Raw genomic sequence first — 25,786 nt, 5'->3', positions numbered from 1 at the left:
AAAAGTTATATTTAAAACAGTCATTGCAATTAAGTGGAATTGACTCGCCGTTGTTCAACCAGGTCTTGATATTCTAAAAAAGAGATAAGCCGACTTTTAATGATGAGAAACGTCGCTATTGTTTGGTATAATATAGCCATCGAAACAGGGGGTTAAGATAATGGCTGATAAAAAACGAACACTGCGACTTAATTTATTGGCAATGTTTATTGCAATTATTGTTCTCCAAACCTCAATTCCTTTAATTGGATACATTCCTATCGGCCCGCTAAGTATTACAATTATTCCAGCAACGGTTGTCATTGCAACAATTCTAATGGGAACCAGAGATGGTGCGATTATTGGCGGTGTTTGGGGATTCATTACATTTATTCGGGCTTATGGCTGGCCGACCAGTCCTTTAGCAGCAATTGTTTTTGTGAACCCGATTGTATCGGTTGTTCCCCGAATTTTAATTGGGGTAGTTGCCGGAATTACTTATCATGCTTTGATGAAATTGTTAAAGAGGCAGTCCATCAGTATTTCAGTGGCAGCTGTTCTGGGTTCACTTACAAATACGATTTTGGTATTGGGATTAATTTATCTTTTTTATAAAGCAAAAGCGCCACAGCTTTATCAAATTAATACCAAAGAATTGATGCCATATTTATTAGGAGTTGTTGGCACTAATGGCGTTCCAGAAGCCATTTTCAGTGGCATCGTTACCCCCTTAATTGTAGTTCCCTTAAAAAGGGTATTGAAGGATCGGCTTGATTAGATAGTTAAGCAGTTTGATATGTAAAAAACCGCCAATAAAAAATCATTGGGCGGTTTGGGGATTAACTATTTCTTCGCAGATTTACTTTTCTTTGGCGCAGCTTTTGAAGGTTTGGTGGACTTATCCTTATTTTCTTTGTCATTATCGTCATCTTTAATCTTCGGCGCAGCCTTGATTAGTTTTAAATGGCGGTTATTAATGACGACCTTCTTATGATATTTGTCGATTATTTCAGGATCATCAGATTCAAACGTAATTAAGAATGAGTTAGTATAGCTTTTATCAATAAATCCTTTAAACGTTTGTTTCTCAATCTTAAATGAAACTTCGTCACCAACGTGGAATTTTGATTGCGCTGCTGAAACTTCGGTGTTTTTAGCCATTGGTTTTTCATCTCCAGATTTTAAGTGTCAGATGATAACATAACCGATATTGTCAATTTTGTCAATAATAAGGGCCAACTTAATTATTATTCAAAATAGCAATTGTCTTTATTGGAAAATATCGTTAGAATTAATTTTGATAGTTAGAAAGTTTGAGGTAGAATTGGCAAAGTATAGTAAACGACGGAAGCGACGCAAACAGACATCAAATATTATTGTGATGTTGGTATTGATTGGGTTTGGCTTAGTGGTTATATTCGGCTTTCGGTTTCTGGTTTCCGGGACCCCCGGATCCAATCAAATAGATAATGGTAGGAATGAATTGGCGGTTCAACATCGACGATTTATTAATAAATTGGCACCTCAAGCGCAACTTTTGCAGGGGCAGTACAATGTGTTGCCAAGTATCACCTTGGCACAGGCGATTCTCGAGTCTGATTGGGGGACCAGTCAGCTTTCAAGTAAGTATCATAATTTGTTTGGTGTCAAAGCGCAAAGTTCAAACTCTAAATCCGTCTATTTGGATACACAGGAGTATGTCAATGGCCGATATGTTACAGTTAAAGCGCGTTTTGAAGTGTATGATAGCTGGAATGCTTCTTTGGCAGAACATGCCAGGCTATTGGCATATGGCACCAAGTGGAACCCGGATCAGTATCGAGACGTGGTTTCGGCCACTAATTACGTCCAAGCTGCCCAAGGATTGGAAAAGGATGGTTATGCGACGGATCCAACTTATACTGAAAAACTTATCTCACTTATTAAAAATTATAAATTGTACCAGTTCGACGACTAGAAAGGAATGCAACTAATGGATTTATTAAAGAAGCGGATCGAAGAGGACGGAACAGTATTACCAGGAAATGTTTTAAAAGTTGATAATTTCTTGAATCATCAAGTAGATTCATTATTGATGGACAAAATAGGTGCTGAATTTGCCCGACTATTTAAGGATGAAAAAATCACCAAGGTTGTTACGGTTGAATCATCGGGTATTGCACCGGCTCTCACAACGGCAATCCACTTGGGCGTTCCTTTAATTTTTGCCAGAAAGCATAAATCTTTAACCTTGACCGACAACTTTATACGGCCAGTGTTTACTCTTATACAAAACAAGTCAGCAATGATATAAGTGTTGATAAACGTTTCTTGGATGCAAACGATCGAATCTTGATAATTGATGATTTTTTGGCGAATGGTCAGGCCGTTAAGGGATTATTGGAAATCGCCAAACTGGCCAATGTTTCAGTTGCCGGGATTGGAATTGTAATTGAAAAGAGCTTCCAGAAAGGGCATGTTTTGATTGAGAAGTCAGGCATTCGATTGGAATCACTGGCCCGAATTGCCTCGTTAAGTGATGGCAAGGTCACCTTTGTTGACTAATTGTTAAAGTAGTAAAATAAACTAATGTTATGAAACGTTTAATTTTATAGGGCGAGGAGCATTAATTGTTCCCGCTCATTCCAAGTAATCGAGATATGAAAGTAGTGAAATCATTGACAGAAGCAAACATCTTATACCCTGATCAAACAATCGGAATTTTAGGTGACAGTGTTAGCAGTCCAACGCTTCTTTATTTTGCAAAGAAGATGGGCTTCAACGTTGGAATGTATAGTTCAAATGAGGATAGTAAGGCAATTCGCTTAGCTGACTATAAGTACATTGGTCGGATGGATGACAAGCAGACATTAAAGATGTTTGCGGAGCGTTGTGACGTGGTTATTTATAACAGTCCTTCGATTGATTCGGATGTCATTCACTACATTTCGCAATTTACTTCAGTTCCCCAGGGTGATTCTTTATTAGACATCAGCCAAGACCGGTTAATTGAAAGAAGTTTTTTTGAGACACTTAATATTAACATGGCCCCTTATGCAACAATCGTTACGCTGGAGGACATTTATCAAGCAATTAATTCGATTGGCTACCCGGCAATTTTAAAGCCAATCCAAAGGGGGTTGTTGGGCGATAAGGAGCTAATCATCAACAACCAAGCGGATATTGTGGCGGCTTCCGGCCTGCTTGATTCCGGTACTTATATTATGGAATCGTTTGTTGAACATGATACTGATTATTCAATTATCGTGACACGTCAGGCGGATGGAAAGACCGTTGCTTTTCCAATCGTTGAAGCAATTTACGCTGACGAACAAATTATGACCGCCTTTACGCCGGTTAATTTGGACCCTAGTGTTGAAAAAGAAATGCATCGAATTACTGATGAAATTGCTAAAAACATCGATTACGTTGGTACTTTTGAAATTTCGCTTTTCTTAGCAAAGAGTGGGTCGATTTACGTTAATCGAGTAGCACCAATCTTAAGTCCCGCTGGTTTTCTTTTTGATTTTGCGGCAAATGTAAACGAATTTGAGCAGCATATCCGATCAATTGCCGGTTTACCGCTAACCGCAATAATTACCGGCACACCAACGGTTTTTCAAGCTATTCGACAAAAAGAATATCAGCGGGTTCAAACGCAGTGGGTCATAAAGGGGAATTGGCATTTTTCTTTTTATGGGAACCAGACAGATAATCCCGACGATCCCGTTGGGCATGTTTTGATTCCAACTGAATCAATTCCGGATACGCTAATGAAGATTGAAGCAACCGGTATCTGGGCTGATATTGATTTTAAATCAAAATATGAAAAAAAATAAAATCGTCGGAAATTCCGACTTTTTTTATGTTTAAAAGCAAGGCGAGCCAAACGTATATTTGGTATAATTAAATGGATACTTTCGAGAGGATGGCATAATTAGTGGTAGAAGATAGTTTACTAAAGGGTTTAAATAAAGATCAGAAAGATGCAGTTATCCATACTGAAGGACCGGTTTTGATTATGGCTGGTGCCGGTAGTGGTAAAACTCGGGTTTTAACGCATCGAATTGCTTACATTATTGAGCATAATCATGTGATGCCATGGCACATTTTGGCGATTACTTTTACCAACAAGGCAGCCCGTGAAATGCGTGAACGGGTCTCTAAGCTGCTTGATGAGAGTGGTGATGATGTATGGGTCTCAACCTTCCATGCGCTCTGTGTGCGCATTTTGAGGCGAAATATCGATCAATTAGGGTTTAACCGGGCGTTTACGATTGCAGATACCAGTGAGCAGCGAACGCTGGTTAAGCGGGTTTTACGAGATTTGAATATCGATCCCAAGAAGTTCGATCCCCGGGCAATTTTATCAGCAATTTCGAATGCCAAGAATGATTTATTGACGCCTAAAGCGTTTAAGGAGCAGGCAGTTAGCGCTTTTGATCAAATTGTCGCAGATGTTTATGAACGCTATCAGGCAGAATTGCATCAAAATGAATCCTTGGATTTTGATGATTTGATTATGATGACAATTGAATTATTTGATCAGTTTCCAGATGTATTGTCATATTATCAGGATAAGTTTCACTATATTCATGTTGATGAGTATCAGGATACAAACGAAGCGCAGTACCGGCTGGTGAACACACTAGCCAAAAAAAATCGTAATATTTGTGTGGTTGGTGATGCTGATCAAAGTATCTATGGTTGGCGGGGAGCAATATGCAAAATATTCTGGATTTTAAAAAAGATTACGCGGATGCACATGTGACATTACTAGAACAAAATTATCGGTCAACTAAAACGGTACTGAATGCCGCTAACTCGGTAATTGCGCATAATATGAATCGGGCTGATAAAAATCTTTGGACTGAAAACGAACAAGGAGAAAAGATTTCGTATTATCGAGGTCAGAATGAAAATGACGAAGCCCGTTACGTTGTCAGCAAAATTCAGGATGAAATCCGAAAGCCAAATCGTGATTACGGTAGCTTTGCGATTTTGTATCGAACAAATGCGCAATCGCGGGTGATCGAAGAGACACTGTTAAAGGCCAACATCCCTTATACGATGGTTGGCGGTCACAAGTTTTACGATCGAAAGGAAATCCGCGATGTTCTCGCTTACCTGACACTGCTGGGAAATCCCAGGGATTCCATGAGTTTTGAACGTGTAATTAATGAGCCAAAGCGAGGGATTGGGCAGACCAGTCTCGAGAAGTTGCGGTTATTTGCCAATGACCATGGCTGGTCTCTTCTGGAGGCGTCAAAGAATATTGACTTGGCGAATGAAATATCCAAGCGGGCCAAGAATTCAATTTCAATATTTGAACGGACAATCAGTGGGATTGCCGAAAAGATGGATGCAATGACGATTACCGAGTTGACGGAAGCAGTTTTAGATAAGAGTGGTTATTTGAGTACGTTGAAAGCTTCGGATACTCTGCAAGCTCAAACCCGCTTGGAAAACCTGGAAGAGTTTATTTCCGTTACTCAAAAATATGATCAGGAAAACCCGGATCAGAGTGGGCAGGATAATTTGGTTAACTTCTTAAGTGACTTAGCATTAGTATCTGATCAGGACGATCTTGATGAAGAGAACTCAGAAGTTACGTTAATGACATTACATGCAGCCAAGGGATTGGAATTTCCGGTAGTATTTATTATGGGGATGGAAGAAGGCCTCTTTCCACTTGCCCGCGCAGCTCAAGACGAATCAGAGTTACAAGAAGAACGGCGGTTGGCTTACGTTGGTATTACACGGGCGAAGGAAAAATTGTATTTAACAAACGCCTATTCACGTATGCTTTATGGTAAAGGGCAAAACAATCCGGAATCTCGGTTTATCGATGAGATTAAACAGGAATTATTAGATTACGAAAATGCCGGTCAACGTGAGAAACCATTAACAACACCGTTTGATCGTCGAACCAAGCGGGCTGTTGCAACGACCTATCATCAGCCAGCCCAGAAAGTTATCAAGCCAAAGGGGACCGGTGCCGACAAAGCGGCTTGGGCCGTGGGTGATAAAGTGTCACATAAAGCATGGGGAACCGGAACGGTGGTTAAAGTTTCGGGGACCGGCGAGGATATGGAACTGGATATTGCTTTTGAACAAAAAGGAATCAAGCGTTTGTTAGCAGCGTTTGCACCAATTACAAAGCAAAAATAAAGGTTGGGATGATATGAGTCTGGCAGACAGTATGAAAAACGGTAAAATTTATCGGGAGAGCGGATTTACTGATCAAACAGATATTGATTATGCTAAAAAGCTGGCAGTCCAACGCCTTAAAGGTAAACAACTGGCTTTTGAATTTAATCAGACCAATCCAACGAATGAGCAAAAACGACAGGCACTCATGAAGCAACTCTTTCATAAGATTGGTAAGCGTCCGTTTATCGAAGGGCCCCTCTATACATCGTATGGTTGCCATACAACAATTGGGGATGACTTTTACGCGAATTTTAATTTAACTATCGTTGACGATATTGACGTTACAATCGGTGATCATGTAATGTGTGGTCCAAACGTTATGATTTCAGTTACCGGTCATCCACTTGAAGGGCCGCGTCGCAGGAATGGCGAGCAGTTTAGTAAGCCTGTTCATATTGGCAATGACGTTTGGATAGGAGGTAACGTGGCGATTTTACCCGGTGTTTCGATCGGGAATAATGTTGTCATTGGTGCAGGGAGTGTTGTTACCCGCAGTGTTCCTGATAACGTTGTGGTCGTTGGCGTGCCTGGACGAATTACCAAAAAATTACCGCCAATTCGTGAACAAATCTGAAGTTTTTGAACGATGGCGGGCATAATCAACGAGTAGAAGGTGTTATAGTGGCTTTTGAAAATATGACTGAGCAGCAGGCTGGAAAGACGGCTCAAGAACTGCGAATCAAATTAAATAAGTGGGCAGACGAATACTATACGTATGATTCACCAAGTGTTGAGGATGCTGTGTATGATAAGGTTTATCAACAACTGGTGACATTGGAAAATCAGTTTCCAGGAATTATTACACCGGATTCGCCTACTCAAAAGGTCGGTGACCGCACACTGCCGGGATTTACCAAAGTTCCGCATGATATTCCAATGTTATCTTTGGGGGATGTTTTTTCAACTGATGAATTAAAATCATTTGCCGACCGATTATCAAACTCGGAAGCAATTCCGTTTGAATATAACTGTGAGTTAAAAATTGATGGCTTGGCAATTTCGCTGCGCTATGAAAACGGCGTTTTGGTCCAAGGCTCGACTCGGGGCAATGGCCAAATCGGTGAGGATATTACTCGGAATTTAAAGACGATCAAGTCAATTCCTGAACGGTTAAGCCGGCCAATCAATATTGAAGTTCGTGGTGAATGTTATATGCCAAAAGCATCGTTTGTTGCGTTAAATCAACAGCGACAAACAGAAGGCGCAGCACCATTTGCCAACCCACGAAACGCGGCAGCTGGAAGTTTACGGCAGCTGGATCCCCGGGTGACGGCACATCGTAAACTAAGTACATTTATGTATAACGTCGCCGATTATGATGATTTGGAGACTAAAACTCAAAGCGGATTATTGGAAGAATTGAAAAGCCTGGGTTTTACAATTAATCCAGATTATCAAGTTGCCCATACAATGTCGGATATTGACCAATATATTGATAAATACACCCAAAAAAGAGACAGTTTAGCCTATGGCATTGATGGGATTGTCATCAAGGTGAATTCGTTGGATTTGCAACGCTCTCTTGGGGCAACCGTCAAAGTTCCCCGTTGGGCGATTGCTTATAAGTTTCCACCCGAGCAGGCCGAAACGATTGTTCGAAATATTGAGTGGACAGTCGGGCGAACCGGTGTGGTTACTCCGACTGCCGTAATGGATGAGGTAACGCTTGCGGGAACAACTGTGAGTCGGGCTTCACTGCATAATCCGGACTACTTACGGGAAAAGGATATTCGAATTGGTGATACGGTAAAGCTGCATAAAGCCGGCGATATCATTCCTGAAATATCGACATATGTAAAAGAGAAACGGCAGCCGGATAGTCAACCCTATACTATTCCGACAAAGTGTCCTTCCTGTGGATCCAATTTGGTTCATTTGGATGAGGAAGTTGCATTGAGGTGTATTAATCCGCAGTGTCCGGCTCAACTGCAAGAGGGGTTAACTCATTTTGCTTCCAGGAATGCCATGAATATCGATGGTCTGGGGCCTAAAATCATTGCTCAGCTTTTCGAACGTAAGATGGTATCAGACGTTGCCGGCCTATATCAGCTAACCTTTGACCAATTAATAACGTTGGATAAATTTGGTGAAAAATCCGCTGAAAATTTGTTAACGGCCATTGATAATAGTCGCAGTAACTCCTGTGAACGATTATTATTTGGCTTGGGAATTCGCCATGTTGGTGCAAAAGCAGCCAGGCTGATTGCCCAACGTTTTAAAAATATTGATAAGGTTATGGCAGCAACAGCGCAGGAAATTGCGGAAATTGATACAATGGGAATGATTATTGCGGATAGCGTCGTCACTTATTTTTCAATGCCGCAATCAAAAAAACTTATTGGTCGGCTGAAGCAGGTTGGTGTTAACATGACTTATCTCGGCGCTACTGATGAGGACTTAAAAGAATCCAATTCGGCTTTTAATGGAAAAAGAATGGTCTTAACCGGGAAACTTCAGCATATTACCCGTCCAGAGGCTACCCGATGGTTGGAAAATCATGGTGCCAAAGTAAGTGGTTCGGTTTCCAAGAAAACGGATATTGTTGTTGTTGGAGAAGATCCCGGCAGTAAATATGATAAAGCGCGCAGCCTTGGGATTACTGTCTGGGATGAAGATCAATTTGCGAAGGCAATGGCTGATGAGGATTAACGTATGGAGGAATCAATTTTGAAAAAAATATTTCTGGGAATTTCGGTTGTTTTAACCGGAATCCTGTTGGCGGCCTGTGGAAGCGTTGATAACTTATCCAATGATACCATTAATTCCGGTAGTTCAAAGGCCAAAACGCAGTTAACTGGGCAAACAAATGCCAGTTACTATCAAGGGGTCATTAAAAACGGCCGTTACCAGACTAGTAAATCACGTGGTGTTAGTGTTCAACAGGAGTCAAATCAATTCAATATCAAAGGATTCGAAAACGGATTACTTAATATTTCCAAGAAAGAGTTTTCTACAAAGAAATACGTTTTTCAGGAAGGTCAATATTTATCGACAGACCGGGTTGAAAATTGGTTAGGCAGAAAATCCAAATCAAATCCAACCGGTCTGAATCCTAAAAAGTCTAAGTCAACTAATCCCAATACCAGAACACCGGTGTATCTGTCACAGATTAGTGAGCAGGACTTTATGACACGGAATGGTAAGTCGTTAAGCCTGCAAGGAATGACAATCGGGTTAGCCATTAATTCCGTGGATTATTATAAGAAGAAGCAATACGGTCCAACTTATGAAACCCATATTTCCAATGCTGAAATTAGTCGCGAAGGTAAAAAAATTGCCGGCCAGGTTTTGCAGCGACTACGGAAAAATAAAAAATTGAAAAACATTCCAATTGTGATTGCATTGTATAAGCAGGCTTCCGATGATAGTCTGGTTGGGGGCAATTTCTTTGCTTATTCAACCAATAATAAGGGATCAAACAGCATTGACAAATGGACCAAGGTAAAGCAAAAGAACTACGTTTTCCCGCTTCAATCAAATAAAAAAGGACCGAGTCAAAACGACGAGGATTCATTTGATAATTTTAAATCCCAAGTTCAGACATTTTTCCCTAATTTAAGTGGTGTGACAGCACAGGCGCAATACACGGATGGGGCCTTAAACGGGATGAATATCAATATCACGACGCAATTTTACAGTCAAACTGAAATCATCAGCTTTACACAATACATTCAAAGCGCAGCTCAAAAATATTTACCTGCAAATGCGCCAATCGATATTACGGTTCAATCAACGGAAGGAATTCAGAGTTTCCTATCGCGTAAAGAAAATGAGAAAAAGTTTTCAGCTCATATCTTTAACAGTTACTAATTTTGTAAGAAATCAGTTTAATTTATATGTTAAAATGAACATTGTTGCTAAATAAAATGACTATTTTCAGAAGAGAGAAGGATTTCAATGACTGAAAAGATCTCCGAAGATCAAGTAAAGCACGTCGCCGAACTGGCTAAGCTAAAGATTGATGACGATCAGCTGCCATACTTTACAACCCAGTTGGACAAAATTATTGGTTTATTTGAGACTTTGAGTGAAGTAGACACTGACGGTGTTGAACCGACAAGCAGCGTCACGGATCAAGTGAATGTCATGCGGGAAGATATTGCTGATAATTGGCATCAGCGTCAAGCATTGCTTGATAATGCTCCGGATACGCAGGATGGTTACATCCGGGTTCCGACAATTATTGATGAAAGTGGGTCGAACGAATAATGAATTATTTTAACCAATCATTGACCAGCATTCACAAGCAGTTAGTCGATAAAGACATTTCTGCCGAAGAGTTAACCAACCAGACTTTAAAGAATATCAAGCAGGTTGATGGTGATATCAATGCGTTTCTAACACTTGATGAAGACGGTGCTTTGGCACAAGCCAAGCAACTTGATGAAAACGGGATTGAACCGGATAATCTTTTATCTGGAATGCCGGTAGCCATTAAAGATAATATCGTTACAAAGGGATTAAAGACAACGGCAGCTTCCAAAATTTTGGAAAACTTTACGCCTATTTATGATGCGACCGCAGCGGCTAAAATGAAAAAGCTCGGCACCATCGCGGTTGGCAAAACCAACATGGATGAATTTGCGATGGGTGGCTCAACTGAAAATTCCGCTTTTAAGATTACACATAATCCATGGGATAAAACGAAAGTTCCTGGCGGCTCATCAGGTGGTTCTGCCGCTGCAGTTGCTGCCGGCGAAGTAATTGCTGCGCTGGGTTCTGACACAGGTGGTTCTATTCGGCAACCGGCTTCTTTTAACGGAGTTGTCGGAATGAAACCAACGTATGGTCGGGTTTCCCGTTGGGGATTGATTGCATTTGGCTCCAGTTTGGATCAAATTGGACCAATCACACGAAACGTTGCCGATAACGCAACATTGTTAAACGCCATTGCCGGGCATGATGATCATGATTTAACATCTTCAACAAAGGAAGTTCCTGACTTCACAAGTACTTTGAAAAAAGGGGTTAAGGGCTTACGGATTGGAATTCCTTCAGAGTTTATGGCTCAAGGATTGGATGATGATGTTAAGAAGGTTGTTAATGAGACTGCCGAAACGTTTAAGAAGCTGGGAGCAACGGTTGATGAGGTTTCATTACCACATACAAAATACGGTGTCGCTGCTTACTACATTATTTCTTCATCCGAAGCATCGTCTAACCTACAACGGTTTGACGGTATTCGATATGGGCGTCGCGCTAAGAATGTTAAAAATCTGGATGATTTGTATATCAAATCACGTTCCGAAGGTTTTGGCGATGAGGTTAAACGGCGAATTATGCTTGGGACTTTCTCACTTTCAGCCGGCTTTTACGATGCTTACTTTAAAAAGGCCGCCCAAGTTCGAACTTTGATGATTAACGACTTTACAAACGTTTTTAAAGATTTTGACTTGATTTTGGCACCAACCGCACCAACTCCTGCTTATGGTATTGGTGAAGATGTTTCAGATCCAATGACAATGTACATGAACGATGTTTTGACTTTACCGGTTAACTTGGCTGGACTTCCCGGAATGTCAGTTCCTGCCGGCTTTTCCAAGGGCTTGCCGGTCGGGGTTCAATTGATTGGACGTCCCTATGACGAATTGACAGTTTATCAAGCTGGTAATGCATTTGAACAAGCAACTGATTTTGCGAAGCAGACACCGAAGATGGGAGGAAACAACTAATGAATTTTGAAACAACAATTGGTTTGGAAGTCCACGTTGAGCTTAAAACGAAATCCAAGATTTTTAGTCCTTCTCCCGTTGAATTTGGTGATAAACCAAATGCCAACACCAACGTTATTGATTGGGGTTACCCCGGTGTTTTACCAACAACCAACAAGGGCGTCGTTCACGACGGTATTATGGCTGGCTTGGCACTTCATGCTGAAATTGAGCGGCATCCACATTTTGACCGAAAGAATTACTTCTATCCTGATAATCCCAAAGCTTATCAGATTACGCAATCTGAAACACCAATTGCGCACGATGGCTGGGTTGAGGTAGAAGTTAACGGCCAAAAGAAGAAAATCGGGATTGCGGAAATGCATATCGAAGAAGATGCCGGTAAGAATACCCATGAGTCTGAACACTCATTTGTTGACCTGAATCGTCAGGGCACCCCGTTAATTGAAATTGTTTCAAAGCCGGATATTGCTTCACCGGATGAAGCCTACGCCTACTTGGAACAGTTACGACAGATCGTTCAATTCACCGGCGTTTCAGACGTTAAAATGGAAGAGGGTTCCATGCGGGTTGATACCAACATTTCTATTCGGCCAATCGGTCAAAAAGAATTTGGTACCAAAGTCGAAATGAAGAACATTAACTCATTCAATTATGTTCGCAAAAGTCTTGAATATGAAGAACAGCGTCAGCAACGGGTATTGATGTCTGGTGGTACTATCCAACAAGAAACCCGTCGATTTGATGAAACGACAGGCCAAACTGAATTGATGCGGGTTAAGGAAGGTTCTGACGATTATCGTTACTTCCCGGAACCTGATCTTCCTGTTCTTGATATTTCTCAAGACTGGATTGACCAGATTGCTAAGGAATTACCAGAAGCACCTAATAAACGTCGGCAACGATATGTTAATGAATTAGGGATTACCGACTATGATGCAATGGTTGTGACTCAGACTAAAGAAATGTCTGACTTCTTTGATCAGATGATTCGTGAAGGCGCCGATGCCAAATTAGCTGCCAATTATCTGCAAGGAAGCGTTAACGAGTACCTGAACGACAACCAAGTTGAGTTGCAGGATACAAAGCTTACGCCGCAACATTTGGCAACAATGATTAAGTTGATTACTGATGGGACAATTTCTTCAAAGATGGCTAAGAAGGTCTTTAAGGCAATTACCAAGGGTGAAGAACCTAAGAAATTTGTTGAAGAAAAAGGAATGGTCCAGTTATCGGATCCTGCCAAGCTTCAACCGATTGTTAACAGCGTCATTGCAGACAATCCACAGTCTGTAGAGGATTTCCACAATGGTAAAGACCGAGCTATCGGCTTCTTGGTTGGCCAAATTATGAAGCAAACTCATGGAAAAGCAAATCCACAGATTGTTAATAAATTATTAAAGGACTCTATGAATAAGTAGAAGGTCAGAATGGTTATGCGAAAACGGGCGAGAGTGATATATAATCCGACTTCCGGAAGAGAAATTCTAAAGCAGAAAATGGTTGATATTTTGGATGTTTTTGAGCATGCAGGATTTGAAACCAGTGCTTTTGCAACAACTCCTCAAAAGGATTCAGCCAAAAATGAAGCACGGCGAGCGGCTCAGGAAGGCTTTGAGTTGATTGTTGCTGCCGGTGGTGACGGTACCATTAATGAAGTCGTTAATGGCGTTGCACCATTGAAGAAACGTCCTCAAATGGCAATTATACCGGCAGGAACAACTAATGATTATGCGCGGGCACTTCACATACCGCGAGAAGATCCGGTTGATGCTGCCAAGATTATCTTTAAAAAGCAAACGATTAATATGGATATTGGTCGTGCCGGTGAAAATTATTTTATTAACATTGCTGCTGGTGGTCTTTTGACTGAACTGACGTATGATGTGCCATCTGATCTGAAAACGTTCTTTGGTTATTTGGCTTACTTGGTAAGGGGAGCTGAACTCTTACCAAGGATTAAACCAATTGAGATGGATATTAAATATGATCATGGTGAATTCAGAGGCAAAGCTTCTATGTTTTTCCTCGCCTTAACTAATTCTGTAGGTGGTTTTGAACAAATTGTTCCTGATGCTTCGTTGGACGACGGCAAGTTTACGTTAATTATTGTTAAGACCAGTAATCTGGTTGAAATCCTTCACTTAGCCTCAAAAGTTTTAAATGGTGGCCGTCATATTGATGATCCACGGATAATTTACGAAAAAACCCGGAAAGTAACCGCTAAACCGGCCCAAAAGGGTGATCGGATGTTAATCAACCTGGATGGTGAATACGGTGGCGATGCACCAATGACGTTTGTTGATTTAAAACAGCACATTACTTTTTATGCTAATCTCGATGAAATCCCGGATGATGCTTACTCTAATGAAACAGATGAAATGAAACGGGTTGAAAAGAACTTCGTCAAAGGTGTTGACAAGTTGCCCGATAAAGAATAGTTTAATAGGTTGTTGAAGAAAATTGCGATTCGAATTCTCGACTCGCAATTTTTGCTTATAAGTAAATGCAAAGGTGAATAAATGAAAACACAAGTACCCGTACAAAAAAATCAAAAATACGATGTTGAAGTAACTGACTTGACTTATCAGGGATTGGGAGTCGCTAAAATTGATGATTTTCCGATTTTCATTGAGAACGCACTGCCAACCGAATCGGTTACGATTCAAGTAACGAAGGTCAAGAAAAACTTCGCTTTTGGGAAAACAATTAAAATTTTGAAAAAAAGCGCTGATCGGGTTGAGCCGGTAAATCGAGCATACACCCAGACCGGGATTGCGCTGCTTCAACACCTGGCTTATCCGGCCCAGTTGATGTTTAAGCAACACCAAATTCAGGTCGATTTTGACAAAATGAAACTTGATGTCGAGGTAGCACCGACAATTGGGATGGAAACGCCTTATCATTATCGCAACAAGGCTCAAATCCCTGTTCGGCTGCTGAATGGTCAATTGCAAACCGGCTTTTATCGAAAGCATTCCCATGATTTGGTGCCAATTGAAGATTTTTATATTCAGGATCCGGAAATTGATAAGGCCGTTGTAGTAGTCAGAAATATTCTTAGGAAGTTTCAAATTACGCCGTATGACGAAAAAAGCCATCGGGGTGTTATTCGAAATATCATGGTGCGTAGAGGTCACTATTCACATGAGATGATGGTGGTGCTAATCACTAAGAGTCGAAAATTACCGAGTGAAGCCGAATTAGTTTCGGAAATTGTTGACCAACTCCCCGAAGTGAAGAGCCTTGTGCAAAATATCAATCCTAAAAATACAAATGCATTGATGGGTGAACAAAACAAGGTACTCTGGGGAAAGGGAACTATTACGGATCAGTTAATGGGGCTGAAGTTTGAAATTTCACCAAACTCGTTTTATCAAGTTAATCCTGTTCAAACCGAGAAATTGTATAAATTGGCTATTCAAAAGGCCCGGTTGAATGAAAATGACGTTGTTATCGATGCTTATTGCGGTATTGGGACAATTTCGCTGTCGTTGGCAAAAGTCGTCAAGAAGGTTTATGGTGTTGATATTGTTCCCGAAGCCATTGAAGATGCCAATCGAAATGCCCGGCTGAACAAGTTGAACAATTGCCAATTTATTACCGGTAAGGCGGAAGACCAACTAGCCAAGTGGCAAAAAGATGGCTTGAAACCGGATGTGGTTGTGGTTGACCCACCGCGAAAAGGTTTGGATGAGTCTTTGATTGAAAGTGTTGCCGGGATGTCCCCACAACGATTAATCTATGTTTCCTGCAATCCGGCAACGCTTGCGAGAGATGCAAAGCTGCTTTTGGAACATGGTTATCAGATTAATCAACCGATTCAGCCGGTGGACCAATTTCCACAAACGGTTCACGTTGAATCCGTAACGGTATTTGAAAAAGTTCGTTAAAATACCATCGAAAATTGGTTTAGCTAAATAAATAATCTAAAAAAGTCTCAAGCCCCAAGGTCAAAGTCAAAACTTTAATCTTGGGGCTTGTTTGCGTGGGAGAGGGCTGAGACAAAAGTAATTTTGTCTAGCCCCGTTTGTTTTAATCACGATTATTACCGAGTGCAAACGCCGAAAGGTAATTTTCTGCTGCAAAATCGAATTGCCCAAACATTTAAGCTCGGAATATTTGACTAATTCGATTGTGCTTTGGAAGTTGCCCTTCGTCCCACGCCTAAAATTTGTGGGGCATTGTTTGCTTAAAAAATCGTCCTTCATCATCTCTTTTATTAAAACCATTATTTTTTAGTTATCTAAGCTACGAAGACCGATTTGGCAGTCATTAAAGCCAATCTGATGTGGAAAACGGCAAATTCTTGTAAAACAGCTGAGAAAGCTTTTACGGTCCCGTTTTGCAAAGAAAATGTTAATCTATAATTAAAGGGCGTTTTTAGGTCAATCGTTTGATTGAAACTTCATTTTTTGTTATGGTAGTAATCGTTATTCTTTTATGAAAAATCCACGACACCCCGTCCGAGTGTCATTTTTTTAAGGTTAATTTTGATAGAGGAGGAAGCGTATGACAGAAAAAATCAAAGTACAAAACCTAACCAAGATTTTCGGCAGACGAATTCAGAGAGCCCAAGAGCTTGTGAAAGCCGGGAAGTCAAAGGCTGAAATTTTGAATTCAGTTGGTGCCACAGTTGGTGTCAATAATGCTTCTTTCACCGTAAATGATGGTGAGATATTTGTTGTTATGGGACTATCCGGCAGTGGGAAGTCGACAATTATTCGAATGATCAACCGATTGATCGAACCAACTTCCGGGAAAATTTCCTGGATGGTCAGGATTTAACAAAGCTGGATAAAAAGGAACTTCTGAATGTTCGGCGAAAAAAGATGAGCATGGTTTTTCAGAACTTTGCGTTGTTTCCTAACCGAACGATTATTGAAAATACCGCCTATGGATTGGAAGTTCAAGGTGTTGACAAAGATACCCGCCATCAAAAAGCTCATGAGGCTTTAGAGCTGGTTGGGCTTCATGGATATGATGATCAATATCCAACCCAGCTTTCTGGTGGGATGCAACAGCGGGTTGGCCTCGCCAGAGCCTTGGCAAATAATTCCGAAATCCTGTTAATGGATGAGGCTTTCTCAGCGCTGGATCCTTTAAATCGAAAAGATATGCAGGATGAATTGTTGGACCTGCAGGAAAATCTCCATAAAACGATTGTCTTTATTTCACATGATTTAAACGAAGCTTTAAGAATTGGTGATCGGATCATGATTATGAAAGACGGTGAAGTTGTCCAAATCGGGACGCCGGAAGAGATCTTGACGCAGCCGGCTGATGAGTACGTTGAACGCTTCATTGAAGATGTTGATCGAACCAAAGTCTTGACAGCTGCTAATGTCATGATTCGACCAAACACGGTCAACATTGATAAAGATGGTCCCAGAATTGCTATGCGGCGAATGCTTGAAAATGAAATTTCCTCGGTATATGTGGTTAACAACAAGCGGGAATTTATTGGAATTGTCGACGCCAGCCATGTAATGGATCTTATTCGAAAGAAGATCACGAAGCTTGATTCTGTCGTGCAGCGTGATGTTCCGACAACAGCGGCGGATACACCAATTACGACAATTATGGAAAAAATTTCAGAGACATCCATTCCATTTGCGGTTGTTGATGATCAAAAGCACCTGTTGGGTATTATCATCAGAGGTGCCGTTCTGGGGGCAATTTCAGGAAATGAGGTGAACGTAAATGACTAATATACCACAATTACCGGTGTCGGATTGGATTAATCATTTTGTTAACTGGCTGGAAGGCTTTACCGGTTTCTTTAACGGCATCACTAATTTCATCGGTGGTATTATTAATGGTTTTCAGTGGATTTTTGATTTAATTCCGATTTGGCTGTTTATTATCATCGTCGTCGGTGTCACTTATTGGCTTAACCGAAAGACTAAGCATTGGTCATTGATTGCTTTTGAATTAATTGGGCTGATTTATATTTGGAATCAAGGCTACTGGCGTGACATGACTCAAACGCTGACACTGGTTCTAACATCGAGTTTAATTGCGTTGGTGATTGGCGTTCCGCTGGGAATCTGGATGGCTAAATCAAAAGCGGTAGAAATCATCGTTAAACCGATCCTTGATTTCATGCAGACAATGCCTGCCTTTGTTTATTTAATTCCTGCCGTTGCTTTCTTTGGTATCGGGATGGTTCCCGGGGTCATCGCTTCTGTTATTTTTGCGATGCCACCGACAATTCGAATGACCAATTTGGGTATTCGCCAAGTTCCGGCTGATTTAATTGAAGCGGCTGATTCATATGGCTCAACGGCATGGCAAAAGCTGATGAAAGTTCAGCTGCCGTTAGCCAAATCAACGTTAATGGCCGGCGTTAATCAAAGTATGATGCTCTCTCTTTCAATGGTTGTAATTGCATCCATGATTGGGGCAATGGGTCTTGGTAACAAAGTTTATTTTGCCGTTGGTCGAAACGATGCCGGTAGCGGTTTTGCGGCTGGTTTAGCAATTGTTATTTTGGCAATTATTCTGGATCGAATTACCCAGGCAATTAATCGGAGCAAAACGCCAAAGGCATAGAAAGGAGTTCAGATGAAAAAGTCAACCAGTAAATTACTAATCTTTATTTCGGTCCTTTTTTCCATCATTCTCCTCTCCGGATGTTCCAGTCAAATGGCGAAATACAATCCAAAGGAAAGTGTTGGCAAGCAGATTAACTACACCATTACCGGAATTGAAGCCGGAGCTGGTGAGATGGCAACAACGCAAAAAGCGATGAAAGCCTATGGATTGGATAAGGGAAACTGGCAGTTGCAAACGAGTTCTACTGCTGCAATGTTATCGACACTTGGAAAATCAATTCGATATAAACAGCCAATTGTGATTACCGGTTGGACACCCCACTGGATGTTCACTAAATATAAACTGAAGTTTTTAAAAGATCCTAAAAATATCTATGGGAAAACGGAAGATATTAATACGATTGTACGAAAAGGGTTAAAGAAGGACAAGCCTGAAGCTTATGAACTGTTGAATCGATTCCACTGGAATCCTGAACAGATGTCGGCTGTCATGTTAAAGGTTAATGGCGGTGAAAGTCCGCGAAAAGCTGCTAATGACTGGATTAAGCAAAATAAGGCCCAGGTTAATACTTGGACAAAGGGTATTAAGCACGTTAAGGGGCAAAAAATTAAGCTGACCTACGTTGCTTGGGACTCAGAAATTGCTTCTACTAATGTGGTTGCCAATGCGCTGCGAACGCTTGGCTATCAGGTTACGATTCAGGCAATGGAGCTCCAGCCAATGTGGACTTCAATTGCGACGAAAGCAGCCGACGGGACGGTTAGTGCTTGGCTGCCAAATACGCAAGGACTTTACTATAAAGACTTCAAGGGTCGTTTTGATGACCTGGGTGAAAATCTGCACGGTGCCAAAGTCGGCTTAGCTGTTCCAACTTATATGAAGAACGTTAACACTATTTCGGATCTGAAATAGGTTTATCAACCATGGCTTGAACTAAAAGCCGATCGAAAATTGAATATGAAAGTTGAACGGGATTGCTGAAGATTCAAGATCAGCAATTTCGTTTTATTTTTTTTATTTGTTAATCCAAATCAGTACGCAGGATTTTCTCATTAAATTTTTATTTTTAATCCAAATCATCAAGAATCCTTTATTTTCGCGGTTCAGTTAGGTAAAATAGGCTTATTTAATAATGCCGTTAACTAAAATAGTTTGATTCTCAAACTATTTTAGTATATAGTGTGATTTGTCCAAAAAAATGGATACCTATGATCAGGTTAATCAAATTTAATTGCAGGTTGGCTGTTAATTATTCGAAAGACCGGGTCACCAGTTTAACAACTGAAAGGAAGAAACCAATGAGTGTACTAGACGCATCTGAAATTATGGAATTAATTCCAAACCGTTATCCAATTTTATTTATGGATCGGGTTGACGAATTGAATCCTGGCGAGTCAATTGTATGTACAAAGAATGTTACGATTAACGAAGAGTTTTTCCAAGGCCATTTTCCCGGTAATCCGGTTATGCCCGGCGTGTTGATTATCGAATCACTTGCCCAGGCAGCTTCAATCTTGATCCTTAAGACCGAAAAATATCAGGGGAAAACGGCTTATCTTGGCTCAATCGATAATGCCAAGTTCCGAAAGGTTGTCCGTCCCGGAGACGTTTTGAAACTTCACGTTGAAATGGAAAAACAACGGGATAATATGGGGAAAGTCAAATGTGAAGCAAAGGTTGATGAAAAAGTTGCCTGCTCCACTACCCTGACATTTATTGTTCCGGATCCAAAAAAGAAAATCTAATTTGTGTTACGGTACCGTAAAACTAGGAGAATTAACCAATGAATGCCACAAGTAATGAAATTAAAGCGGATTACAACTTTATTAGTGACGCCCTGGTGGACATTTATGATCAAATCATGCGAATTGAAGAGAGCGAAATTAGAAAGAGTCGGTTTAAGGACATTACTGCAAAGGAACTTCATTTGGTTCACACGATTGGATTGCATGACCTCAAAACAACTTCGGAAGTTGCCAGAATATTGAGATTGAGTAAGGGGACGCTGACCGCCAATCTCAATAATTTGGAGCGTAAGGGTTATATTACCCGGATTACAAACCAACAGGATCGGCGGATTATTAATCTGACATTAACCAGTAAGGGCCGACTGTTGTACAGGGCGCACTATGCTTTTCACCGAAAATTGGTAGAACAATGTCTGAAGGGGTTTGACGGACCTGCAATTAAAAAAATGAAACAAGCGTTGATTAACGTTGAAGATTTTATTGGTGAGGTTTCAACAAAATGAAATTTGAAGGCTTCAAAATTTTAGCAACCGCGAGCCAGGCGCCTCAAAAAACCGTTGATAATGATGAATTGGCAACGATGATGGATACTTCGGACGACTGGATTGTTCAGCGGACCGGTATCAAGCGTCGACACATTGCAGTGGATGAAACTACCAGTTCGCTATGCACGGCGGTTGCCCAACAACTTTTGCAAAAGAGCGGTGTTTCTTCAAGTGAAATTGACCTCATTATTGTGGCGACCATGTCACCGGATTATCTGACGCCTTCCGTGAGTGCAATGGTTCAGGGAGCCCTGGGAGCAGCTAATGCGGTTGCAATGGATATTGATGCAGCATGTTCAGGATTTGTCTATGGGCTTAACATGGCCAAGCAGATGCTGATGGATGATCAGTCAAAAAAAGCAATTTTAATCGGCGGTGAAACGCTGAGTAAATTAATCGATTGGCACGATCGTTCCACTGCTGTTTTATTCGGTGACGGGGCCGGCGGTGTTTTGCTCAGCAATACGGTTAAAACCGAAGACGCGTTTATTTCTGAAAATTTAAAGACCCTTGGGACCCTTGGTCATTATCTGACTGCCGGTCAAACTGGTGTGCCAACGCCATTTATGGACCAGCAAAAGGCCTTTTCACCGTTCTTTAAGATGAACGGGCGGCGGGTTTATCAATTTGCGGTTAACAACGTTCCCGAATCGATTAACCAGGCACTAGCTGCAGCTTCAATGCAGGCAGATGAGATTGATCACTTTGTTTTACATCAGGCCAACAAGCGGATTGTTGAACGAATCGCGACAGCATTAAACGTGTCGATGGATAAATTTCCGGTTAATATCGATGAATATGGCAACACCGCGGCTGCCAGCGAACCGATTTTATTGGACCAGTTGGTGAGTGACGGGACCATTAAAAGGGGGGATGTCGTTTTGCTGTCAGGTTTTGGCGGCGGATTAACAGTTGGCACCATCATATTGAAATTCTAAGCACAGTTATGAATGCTGGCTGCCATCGGGTAGTCGGTAACTAAAAAATAAAATTATTTCGGAGGAATTTACACATGACAAAAGAAGAGGTATTTAACAAAGTTAAGGACATTATCGTAGACCAATTGGACGTTGACGCAGACAAGATCAAAGAAGATACCAACTTCAAAAACGATCTTGATTTGGACAGCTTGGATATTTTTGAAGTTGTTGACAAGATTGAAGACACATACGACATTGAAATTGAAACGGATGACGGTATGGAAACTGTTGAAGACTTGGTAAATTACGTTCTCAAACAAAAAGCTGAATAGTGAGTTGATATTTTGAAATTAAGTTATTTATTTAGCGGTCAGGGAAAACAATTTGCCGGGATGGGTCAGGATCTCTACCGCCAGGAAGACATCTATCGACAGACCATTGACGAAGCGTCCGATATTCTGGAATTGGATTTGAGTGATGCATCGGTGATGGCCGATCCTGAAAATACACAGGTGGCAATTGTTGCCATGAGTACCGGTATTTATCGAATTCTGGAAAAAGAAATCGGTTCGCCGATTGGGGCTGCCGGTTTAAGCTTGGGCGAATACAGCGCGTTGATTGCTGCTCGTGGCATTCAATTTGAAGAGGCGCTGCCCTTGGTCCGCGATCGTAGCCATTATATGGATCAGGCAGGTAAAAATCATCCTGGTAAGATGGCGGCTGTTTTAAAAGCCAACCCCGATATAGTTGAGGAAGCTTGTCGGGTTGGCTCTCAAGCCGGCGAGGTTTATCCCGCCAACTACAATACAACTTCACAAATTGTGATTGGTGGTTCCAAAGATGGGCTGGCTGCTGCTGCCGATTACTTACATGAACATGGTATTAAACGAGTGGTTCCGCTAAAGATGACGGTTGCTTCACATACGCCCTTTATGCAGGAAGCCAGTGATTTGCTGGCTGATCGGATTAAGAACGTTCATTTTCATGACTTTAAGTTTCCAGTCATCAGCAACACGACCAAGAAGCCCTTTGAAGTTGATCAAATGAAACCAACACTGGCAGCCCAATTGATTCATCCGACCCACTTTGTTGATTGTCTACAGCAGCTTCACGATATGGACAGCCAGGCAATGATTGAAATCGGCCCGGGTGATACTTTAATGAAGTTTGCTTTAAAGACGATTCCAAACGTAACGGCTTATCACATTGATAGTGTTGAAACTTTGAATAGCGTCAGATCAAACATGAAGTTGGTGAAATAATGAGTGAATCAAAGAAAATTGCATTGGTAACTGGTGCCGGCAAAGGAATTGGTTTGGCAATTGCGAAGCGGTTGTTAAATGACGGCTTCTTTGTCGTTATCAATACCCACCACGAATTAACCGATAGCGTCAAAAAGGACTTAGCGGCATTTGAAAACCGGTATGACAATTTAATCGGTGATGTTGCAAATGAAGATGATGCCAAATCAATGGTCGAATCGACCGTTGAAAAGCATGGTCAGTTGGACGTCTTGGTTAACAATGCCGGAATTACCAGGGATAAGCTGTTGAGTCGCTTAAAGCTGGCAGATTTTAAAGCGGTTATTGATACCAATTTGACCGGTGCCTTTAATATGACTAAGTTCGCAATGAAAGTGATGCAAAAAGCCCGGACAGGCGCGATTGTTAACATCTCAAGCATTTCTGGGCTGCATGGTAATCTTGGCCAGGCTAATTATTCAGCCAGTAAAGCCGGCTTGGTTGGTTTAACCAAGACAGCTGCCCGTGAAGGTGCCCTGCGCAATATTCGTTGTAACGCGGTTGCACCGGGAATGATTCGGACTGATATGACAGAAAAAATGAGTGAACGGCGCCAACAGGAATTTGCTGATCAAATTCCTTTGAAAAGGTTTGGCGAGGCGGATGAAGTTGCCGACACCGTTGCGTTTTTGGTTGCCAATCAGTACATCACCGGCCAAGTTGTTACGGTCGATGGTGGACTCACAATTTAAGTATTGAAGGAGTAATTTCATGAACAGAGTAGTTATCACTGGAATGGGAGCCGTGACCCCCATCGGAAACGACGTTGAAAGTTTCCTTCAGAATTTGTTTGATTCAAAAGTCGGCATTAACAAGATTACCAAGTTTGATGCTGAACCAACCGGTATTTCGGTTGCTGGTGAAGTTAAGGACTTTGAGCCACTTAACAGGCTTGACAAAAAAGCTGCTAAACGAAACGATCTTTTTGTGAACTATGCATTGTACAGCGCATATGAAGCAATGGAAATGGCCGGATTAAACGAAGATAACATTAAACCTGAAGAATTAGGTGTTATTTACGGTTCCGGAATCGGTGGTTTAACCACGATTGAACAGCAGGTTATCAAAATGCATGACAAGGGACCAAAACGGGTATCACCGCTGTTTGTGCCAAACTCAATTGTTAATATGGCCGCCGGTGATATTTCGATTGCGTTTAACGCGCGAAACACCAGTCAGGCAATTGTTACCGCATGTTCAACCGGGACCAATGCCATTGGTAATGCGTTTGAATACATTAAGCAGGGAAAAGCTGAGGCAATGATTGCCGGTGGTTCAGAAGCTTCCGTTAACGAAATTGGGATTTCCGGTTTTGCAGCTATCACTGCGCTTTCAAAGACGGCGGATCCCCTCAAAGCATCGATTCCGTTTGATAAGGATCGAAACGGTTTTGTAATGGGTGAAGGTGCCGGCACATTGATTCTGGAAAGTTATGATCATGCTAAGCAGCGTGGTGCCAACATTCTGGCCGAAATTGTCGGTTATGGGACAACTAGCGATGCTTATCATATGACGGCACCTGATCCGGACGGTAACGGGGCCAAGCGGGCAATGCAAATGGCAGTTGATGAAGCTGGAATTGATGCCAGCGACGTGGACTATATTAACGCGCATGGAACCAGTACCCATGCAAATGATAGCGCTGAATCAAAAGCAATTAGCGAAGTCTTTGCTAAGAACGATCATGTCAAAGTAAGTAGTACAAAAGGCATGACGGGTCACGCTTTGGGTGCCGCTGGTGCGATTGAAGCAGTTGCGACGATTGGTGCAATTCGCCACAATCAGATGCCGGTTAATGTCGGTGTTGTCAACCAAGATGAAGCCTGCACGGTTGATTTGGTAAATGAGGACAACAAGAAGGCCCCTGTTAATTATGCAATTAGTAATTCATTTGGTTTTGGTGGCCACAATGCCGTTATTGCATTCAAGGGATGTGAGTAGTTCATGGATGAGAAAGAAATTGAGCGGTTATTGGATAAATTTGATAAATCGTCATTAAAAAACTTTGAATTAACCCAAGACGATTTCAAATTATCATTAAGCAAACGTGATAGTGCGGATCGGCTTGTAAGTACCCCTCAGGCAACTGAGGTTGTTGACAATGATAGTGTTCATCATGAATCAAGTCGGCCGGCAGCGCCAAAAGACGATCAACCATCAGCAGACGAAACTGAAAAGCCTGATGACGTTGAAGAAATCACAGCGCCTTTGGTTGGCGTGGTTTATTTTGCACCAGATCCGGATAAGCCACCCTATAAAAAACAGGGCGATAAGGTTAATAAAGGCGACGTTGTGTGCGTAATCGAAGCTATGAAGATGATTAACGAGGTTAAGAGTGAGGTTTCCGGGACCATTTCCAATGTGCTGGTTAAAGACGGCAGCATGGTGGAATACGGTCAGCCGATTTTTCAAGTAACGAAAGGGTAGTTTGAATGAAACCAGAAGTAAACGATGTGATTCCGCAACGGTATCCCTTTCAAATGATTGATCGTTTTTTGGAAGTGACAGCCGGCAAGACGGCCACTGCGGTGAAGCTGATTTCGATTAATGAGTGGTTTTTTGCCAATCAGCAGGCGGGCCAGTTGACGGTGCCTCGGCCGATTATGATCGAAGCCATGGCCCAGACAGGCGTTGCCGCCATTTTAACGTTACCTGAGTATCACGGTAAAAATGTTTTCTTTGGTGGCATTAAGAACGCCCAATTTCAAGATGATTTTCGGCCTGGTGATCAATTAACATTTAAAGTGGAAATGAAAAAATTACGTGCAAACATTGGCTTGGGGCACGGGGTAATTACCCGTGAAGCCAAAGTAATTTGTGAGGCGGATTTGATATTTGCAGTGGAGTAAGAGCATGTTTAATTGGGAGAAT

The 25,786-nt window shown here is 41.6% G+C and carries 23 protein-coding genes and 3 pseudogenes; 25 read left to right on the top strand and 1 reads right to left on the bottom strand.

Annotated features, from left to right (window positions below):
* Positions 1 to 160: 160 nt before the first annotated feature.
* Entirely contained in the window at positions 161 to 757 is a 597-nt protein-coding gene (locus tag JCM14108_RS05940) for an ECF transporter S component (RefSeq protein WP_035179218.1), read from the top strand.
* 65 nt (positions 758 to 822) lie between these two features.
* On the opposite strand, the gene JCM14108_RS05935 is transcribed toward JCM14108_RS05940, so the two are convergent.
* A complete protein-coding gene (locus tag JCM14108_RS05935; protein ID WP_035179215.1) occupies positions 823 to 1,140 on the bottom strand; it encodes a hypothetical protein in 318 nt (105 codons plus the stop codon).
* A 220-nt stretch (positions 1,141 to 1,360) separates the two neighbouring features.
* Here JCM14108_RS05935 and JCM14108_RS05930 point away from each other — a divergent pair, with 220 nt between their 5' ends.
* The 24 genes and pseudogenes from JCM14108_RS05930 (at position 1,361) to JCM14108_RS05815 (ending at position 25,764) form a co-directional block, all read left to right on the top strand.
* Positions 1,361 to 1,936: a glycoside hydrolase family 73 protein gene (locus JCM14108_RS05930; protein ID WP_035179237.1), complete on the top strand. Its 576-nt coding sequence runs from the start codon at positions 1,361 to 1,363 to the stop codon at positions 1,934 to 1,936.
* 15 nt (positions 1,937 to 1,951) lie between these two features.
* Positions 1,952 to 2,523 (top strand): annotated as a pseudogene (locus JCM14108_RS05925) (xanthine phosphoribosyltransferase).
* Positions 2,524 to 2,636: 113 nt separating this feature from the next.
* On the top strand, positions 2,637 to 3,797 hold the full coding sequence (locus JCM14108_RS05920; protein WP_051996047.1) for an ATP-grasp domain-containing protein: 1,161 nt from the start codon (positions 2,637 to 2,639) through the stop codon (positions 3,795 to 3,797).
* A gap of 101 nt (positions 3,798 to 3,898) precedes the next feature.
* Positions 3,899 to 6,129, top strand: a pseudogene (gene pcrA, locus JCM14108_RS05915) (DNA helicase PcrA).
* Positions 6,130 to 6,142: 13 nt separating this feature from the next.
* On the top strand, positions 6,143 to 6,745 hold the full coding sequence (locus JCM14108_RS05910; RefSeq protein ID WP_035179232.1) for a sugar O-acetyltransferase: 603 nt from the start codon (positions 6,143 to 6,145) through the stop codon (positions 6,743 to 6,745).
* Between the two features lie 47 nt (positions 6,746 to 6,792).
* Positions 6,793 to 8,820, top strand: coding sequence for an NAD-dependent DNA ligase LigA (ligA, locus tag JCM14108_RS05905; protein WP_035179212.1), 2,028 nt, complete (start codon positions 6,793 to 6,795; stop codon positions 8,818 to 8,820).
* A gap of 18 nt (positions 8,821 to 8,838) precedes the next feature.
* The gene (locus tag JCM14108_RS05900) at positions 8,839 to 9,981 is read left to right on the top strand and encodes a CamS family sex pheromone protein (RefSeq protein ID WP_152536912.1); all 1,143 of its coding nucleotides are present in this window, start codon (positions 8,839 to 8,841) and stop codon (positions 9,979 to 9,981) included.
* An 87-nt stretch (positions 9,982 to 10,068) separates the two neighbouring features.
* Positions 10,069 to 10,380: an Asp-tRNA(Asn)/Glu-tRNA(Gln) amidotransferase subunit GatC gene (gatC, locus tag JCM14108_RS05895; RefSeq protein ID WP_035179206.1), complete on the top strand. Its 312-nt coding sequence runs from the start codon at positions 10,069 to 10,071 to the stop codon at positions 10,378 to 10,380.
* Entirely contained in the window at positions 10,380 to 11,843 is a 1,464-nt protein-coding gene (gene gatA, locus JCM14108_RS05890) for an Asp-tRNA(Asn)/Glu-tRNA(Gln) amidotransferase subunit GatA (RefSeq protein WP_035179203.1), read from the top strand. Before gatC ends, gatA begins: the two co-directional genes overlap by 1 nt.
* Positions 11,843 to 13,264 (top strand): Asp-tRNA(Asn)/Glu-tRNA(Gln) amidotransferase subunit GatB, encoded by a 1,422-nt coding sequence (gene gatB, locus JCM14108_RS05885; protein WP_035179200.1) that lies wholly within the window; start codon positions 11,843 to 11,845, stop codon positions 13,262 to 13,264. Before gatA ends, gatB begins: the two co-directional genes overlap by 1 nt.
* Before the next feature lie 15 nt (positions 13,265 to 13,279).
* Entirely contained in the window at positions 13,280 to 14,284 is a 1,005-nt protein-coding gene (locus JCM14108_RS05880; protein ID WP_035179227.1) for a diacylglycerol kinase, read from the top strand.
* An 81-nt stretch (positions 14,285 to 14,365) separates the two neighbouring features.
* Complete coding sequence (gene rlmD, locus JCM14108_RS05875; RefSeq protein ID WP_035179197.1) at positions 14,366 to 15,736, top strand: 23S rRNA (uracil(1939)-C(5))-methyltransferase RlmD; 1,371 nt, start codon at positions 14,366 to 14,368, stop codon at positions 15,734 to 15,736.
* A gap of 619 nt (positions 15,737 to 16,355) precedes the next feature.
* Positions 16,356 to 17,554: pseudogene (locus JCM14108_RS05870) on the top strand (quaternary amine ABC transporter ATP-binding protein).
* On the top strand, positions 17,547 to 18,398 hold the full coding sequence (locus JCM14108_RS05865) for an ABC transporter permease (protein ID WP_035179193.1): 852 nt from the start codon (positions 17,547 to 17,549) through the stop codon (positions 18,396 to 18,398). The pseudogene JCM14108_RS05870 and the gene JCM14108_RS05865 overlap by 8 nt, the downstream one beginning before the upstream one ends.
* A 12-nt stretch (positions 18,399 to 18,410) precedes the next feature.
* Complete coding sequence (locus tag JCM14108_RS05860; RefSeq protein ID WP_035179190.1) at positions 18,411 to 19,313, top strand: glycine betaine ABC transporter substrate-binding protein; 903 nt, start codon at positions 18,411 to 18,413, stop codon at positions 19,311 to 19,313.
* A gap of 386 nt (positions 19,314 to 19,699) precedes the next feature.
* Positions 19,700 to 20,146 (top strand): 3-hydroxyacyl-ACP dehydratase FabZ, encoded by a 447-nt coding sequence (gene fabZ, locus JCM14108_RS05855; RefSeq protein WP_035179187.1) that lies wholly within the window; start codon positions 19,700 to 19,702, stop codon positions 20,144 to 20,146.
* Positions 20,147 to 20,184: 38 nt separating this feature from the next.
* On the top strand, positions 20,185 to 20,652 hold the full coding sequence (locus JCM14108_RS05850; RefSeq protein WP_035179184.1) for a MarR family winged helix-turn-helix transcriptional regulator: 468 nt from the start codon (positions 20,185 to 20,187) through the stop codon (positions 20,650 to 20,652).
* Positions 20,649 to 21,632 carry a beta-ketoacyl-ACP synthase III gene (locus tag JCM14108_RS05845; protein ID WP_035179181.1) on the top strand — a complete coding sequence of 328 codons (984 nt, stop codon included), beginning with the start codon at positions 20,649 to 20,651 and terminating at the stop codon, positions 21,630 to 21,632. The genes JCM14108_RS05850 and JCM14108_RS05845 overlap by 4 nt, the downstream gene beginning before the upstream one ends.
* Positions 21,633 to 21,706: 74 nt before the next feature.
* Positions 21,707 to 21,946: an acyl carrier protein gene (locus JCM14108_RS05840; protein ID WP_035179178.1), complete on the top strand. Its 240-nt coding sequence runs from the start codon at positions 21,707 to 21,709 to the stop codon at positions 21,944 to 21,946.
* Between the two features lie 12 nt (positions 21,947 to 21,958).
* Entirely contained in the window at positions 21,959 to 22,876 is a 918-nt protein-coding gene (locus JCM14108_RS05835) for an ACP S-malonyltransferase (protein WP_035179175.1), read from the top strand.
* Positions 22,876 to 23,607: a 3-oxoacyl-[acyl-carrier-protein] reductase gene (gene fabG, locus JCM14108_RS05830; protein WP_035179172.1), complete on the top strand. Its 732-nt coding sequence runs from the start codon at positions 22,876 to 22,878 to the stop codon at positions 23,605 to 23,607. The genes JCM14108_RS05835 and fabG overlap by 1 nt, the downstream gene beginning before the upstream one ends.
* A gap of 19 nt (positions 23,608 to 23,626) precedes the next feature.
* A complete protein-coding gene (fabF, locus tag JCM14108_RS05825; RefSeq protein WP_035179169.1) occupies positions 23,627 to 24,856 on the top strand; it encodes a beta-ketoacyl-ACP synthase II in 1,230 nt (409 codons plus the stop codon).
* A gap of 3 nt (positions 24,857 to 24,859) precedes the next feature.
* On the top strand, positions 24,860 to 25,342 hold the full coding sequence (accB, locus tag JCM14108_RS05820) for an acetyl-CoA carboxylase biotin carboxyl carrier protein (RefSeq protein WP_035179167.1): 483 nt from the start codon (positions 24,860 to 24,862) through the stop codon (positions 25,340 to 25,342).
* Between the two features lie 5 nt (positions 25,343 to 25,347).
* The gene (locus JCM14108_RS05815; protein ID WP_035179164.1) at positions 25,348 to 25,764 is read left to right on the top strand and encodes a 3-hydroxyacyl-ACP dehydratase FabZ family protein; all 417 of its coding nucleotides are present in this window, start codon (positions 25,348 to 25,350) and stop codon (positions 25,762 to 25,764) included.
* Positions 25,765 to 25,786 lie beyond the last annotated feature (22 nt).

The organism is Lentilactobacillus farraginis DSM 18382 = JCM 14108 (assembly GCF_000583655.1).
Taxonomy (GTDB): domain Bacteria; phylum Bacillota; class Bacilli; order Lactobacillales; family Lactobacillaceae; genus Lentilactobacillus; species Lentilactobacillus farraginis.
This window is presented reverse-complemented; position numbering and strand designations above follow the sequence as displayed.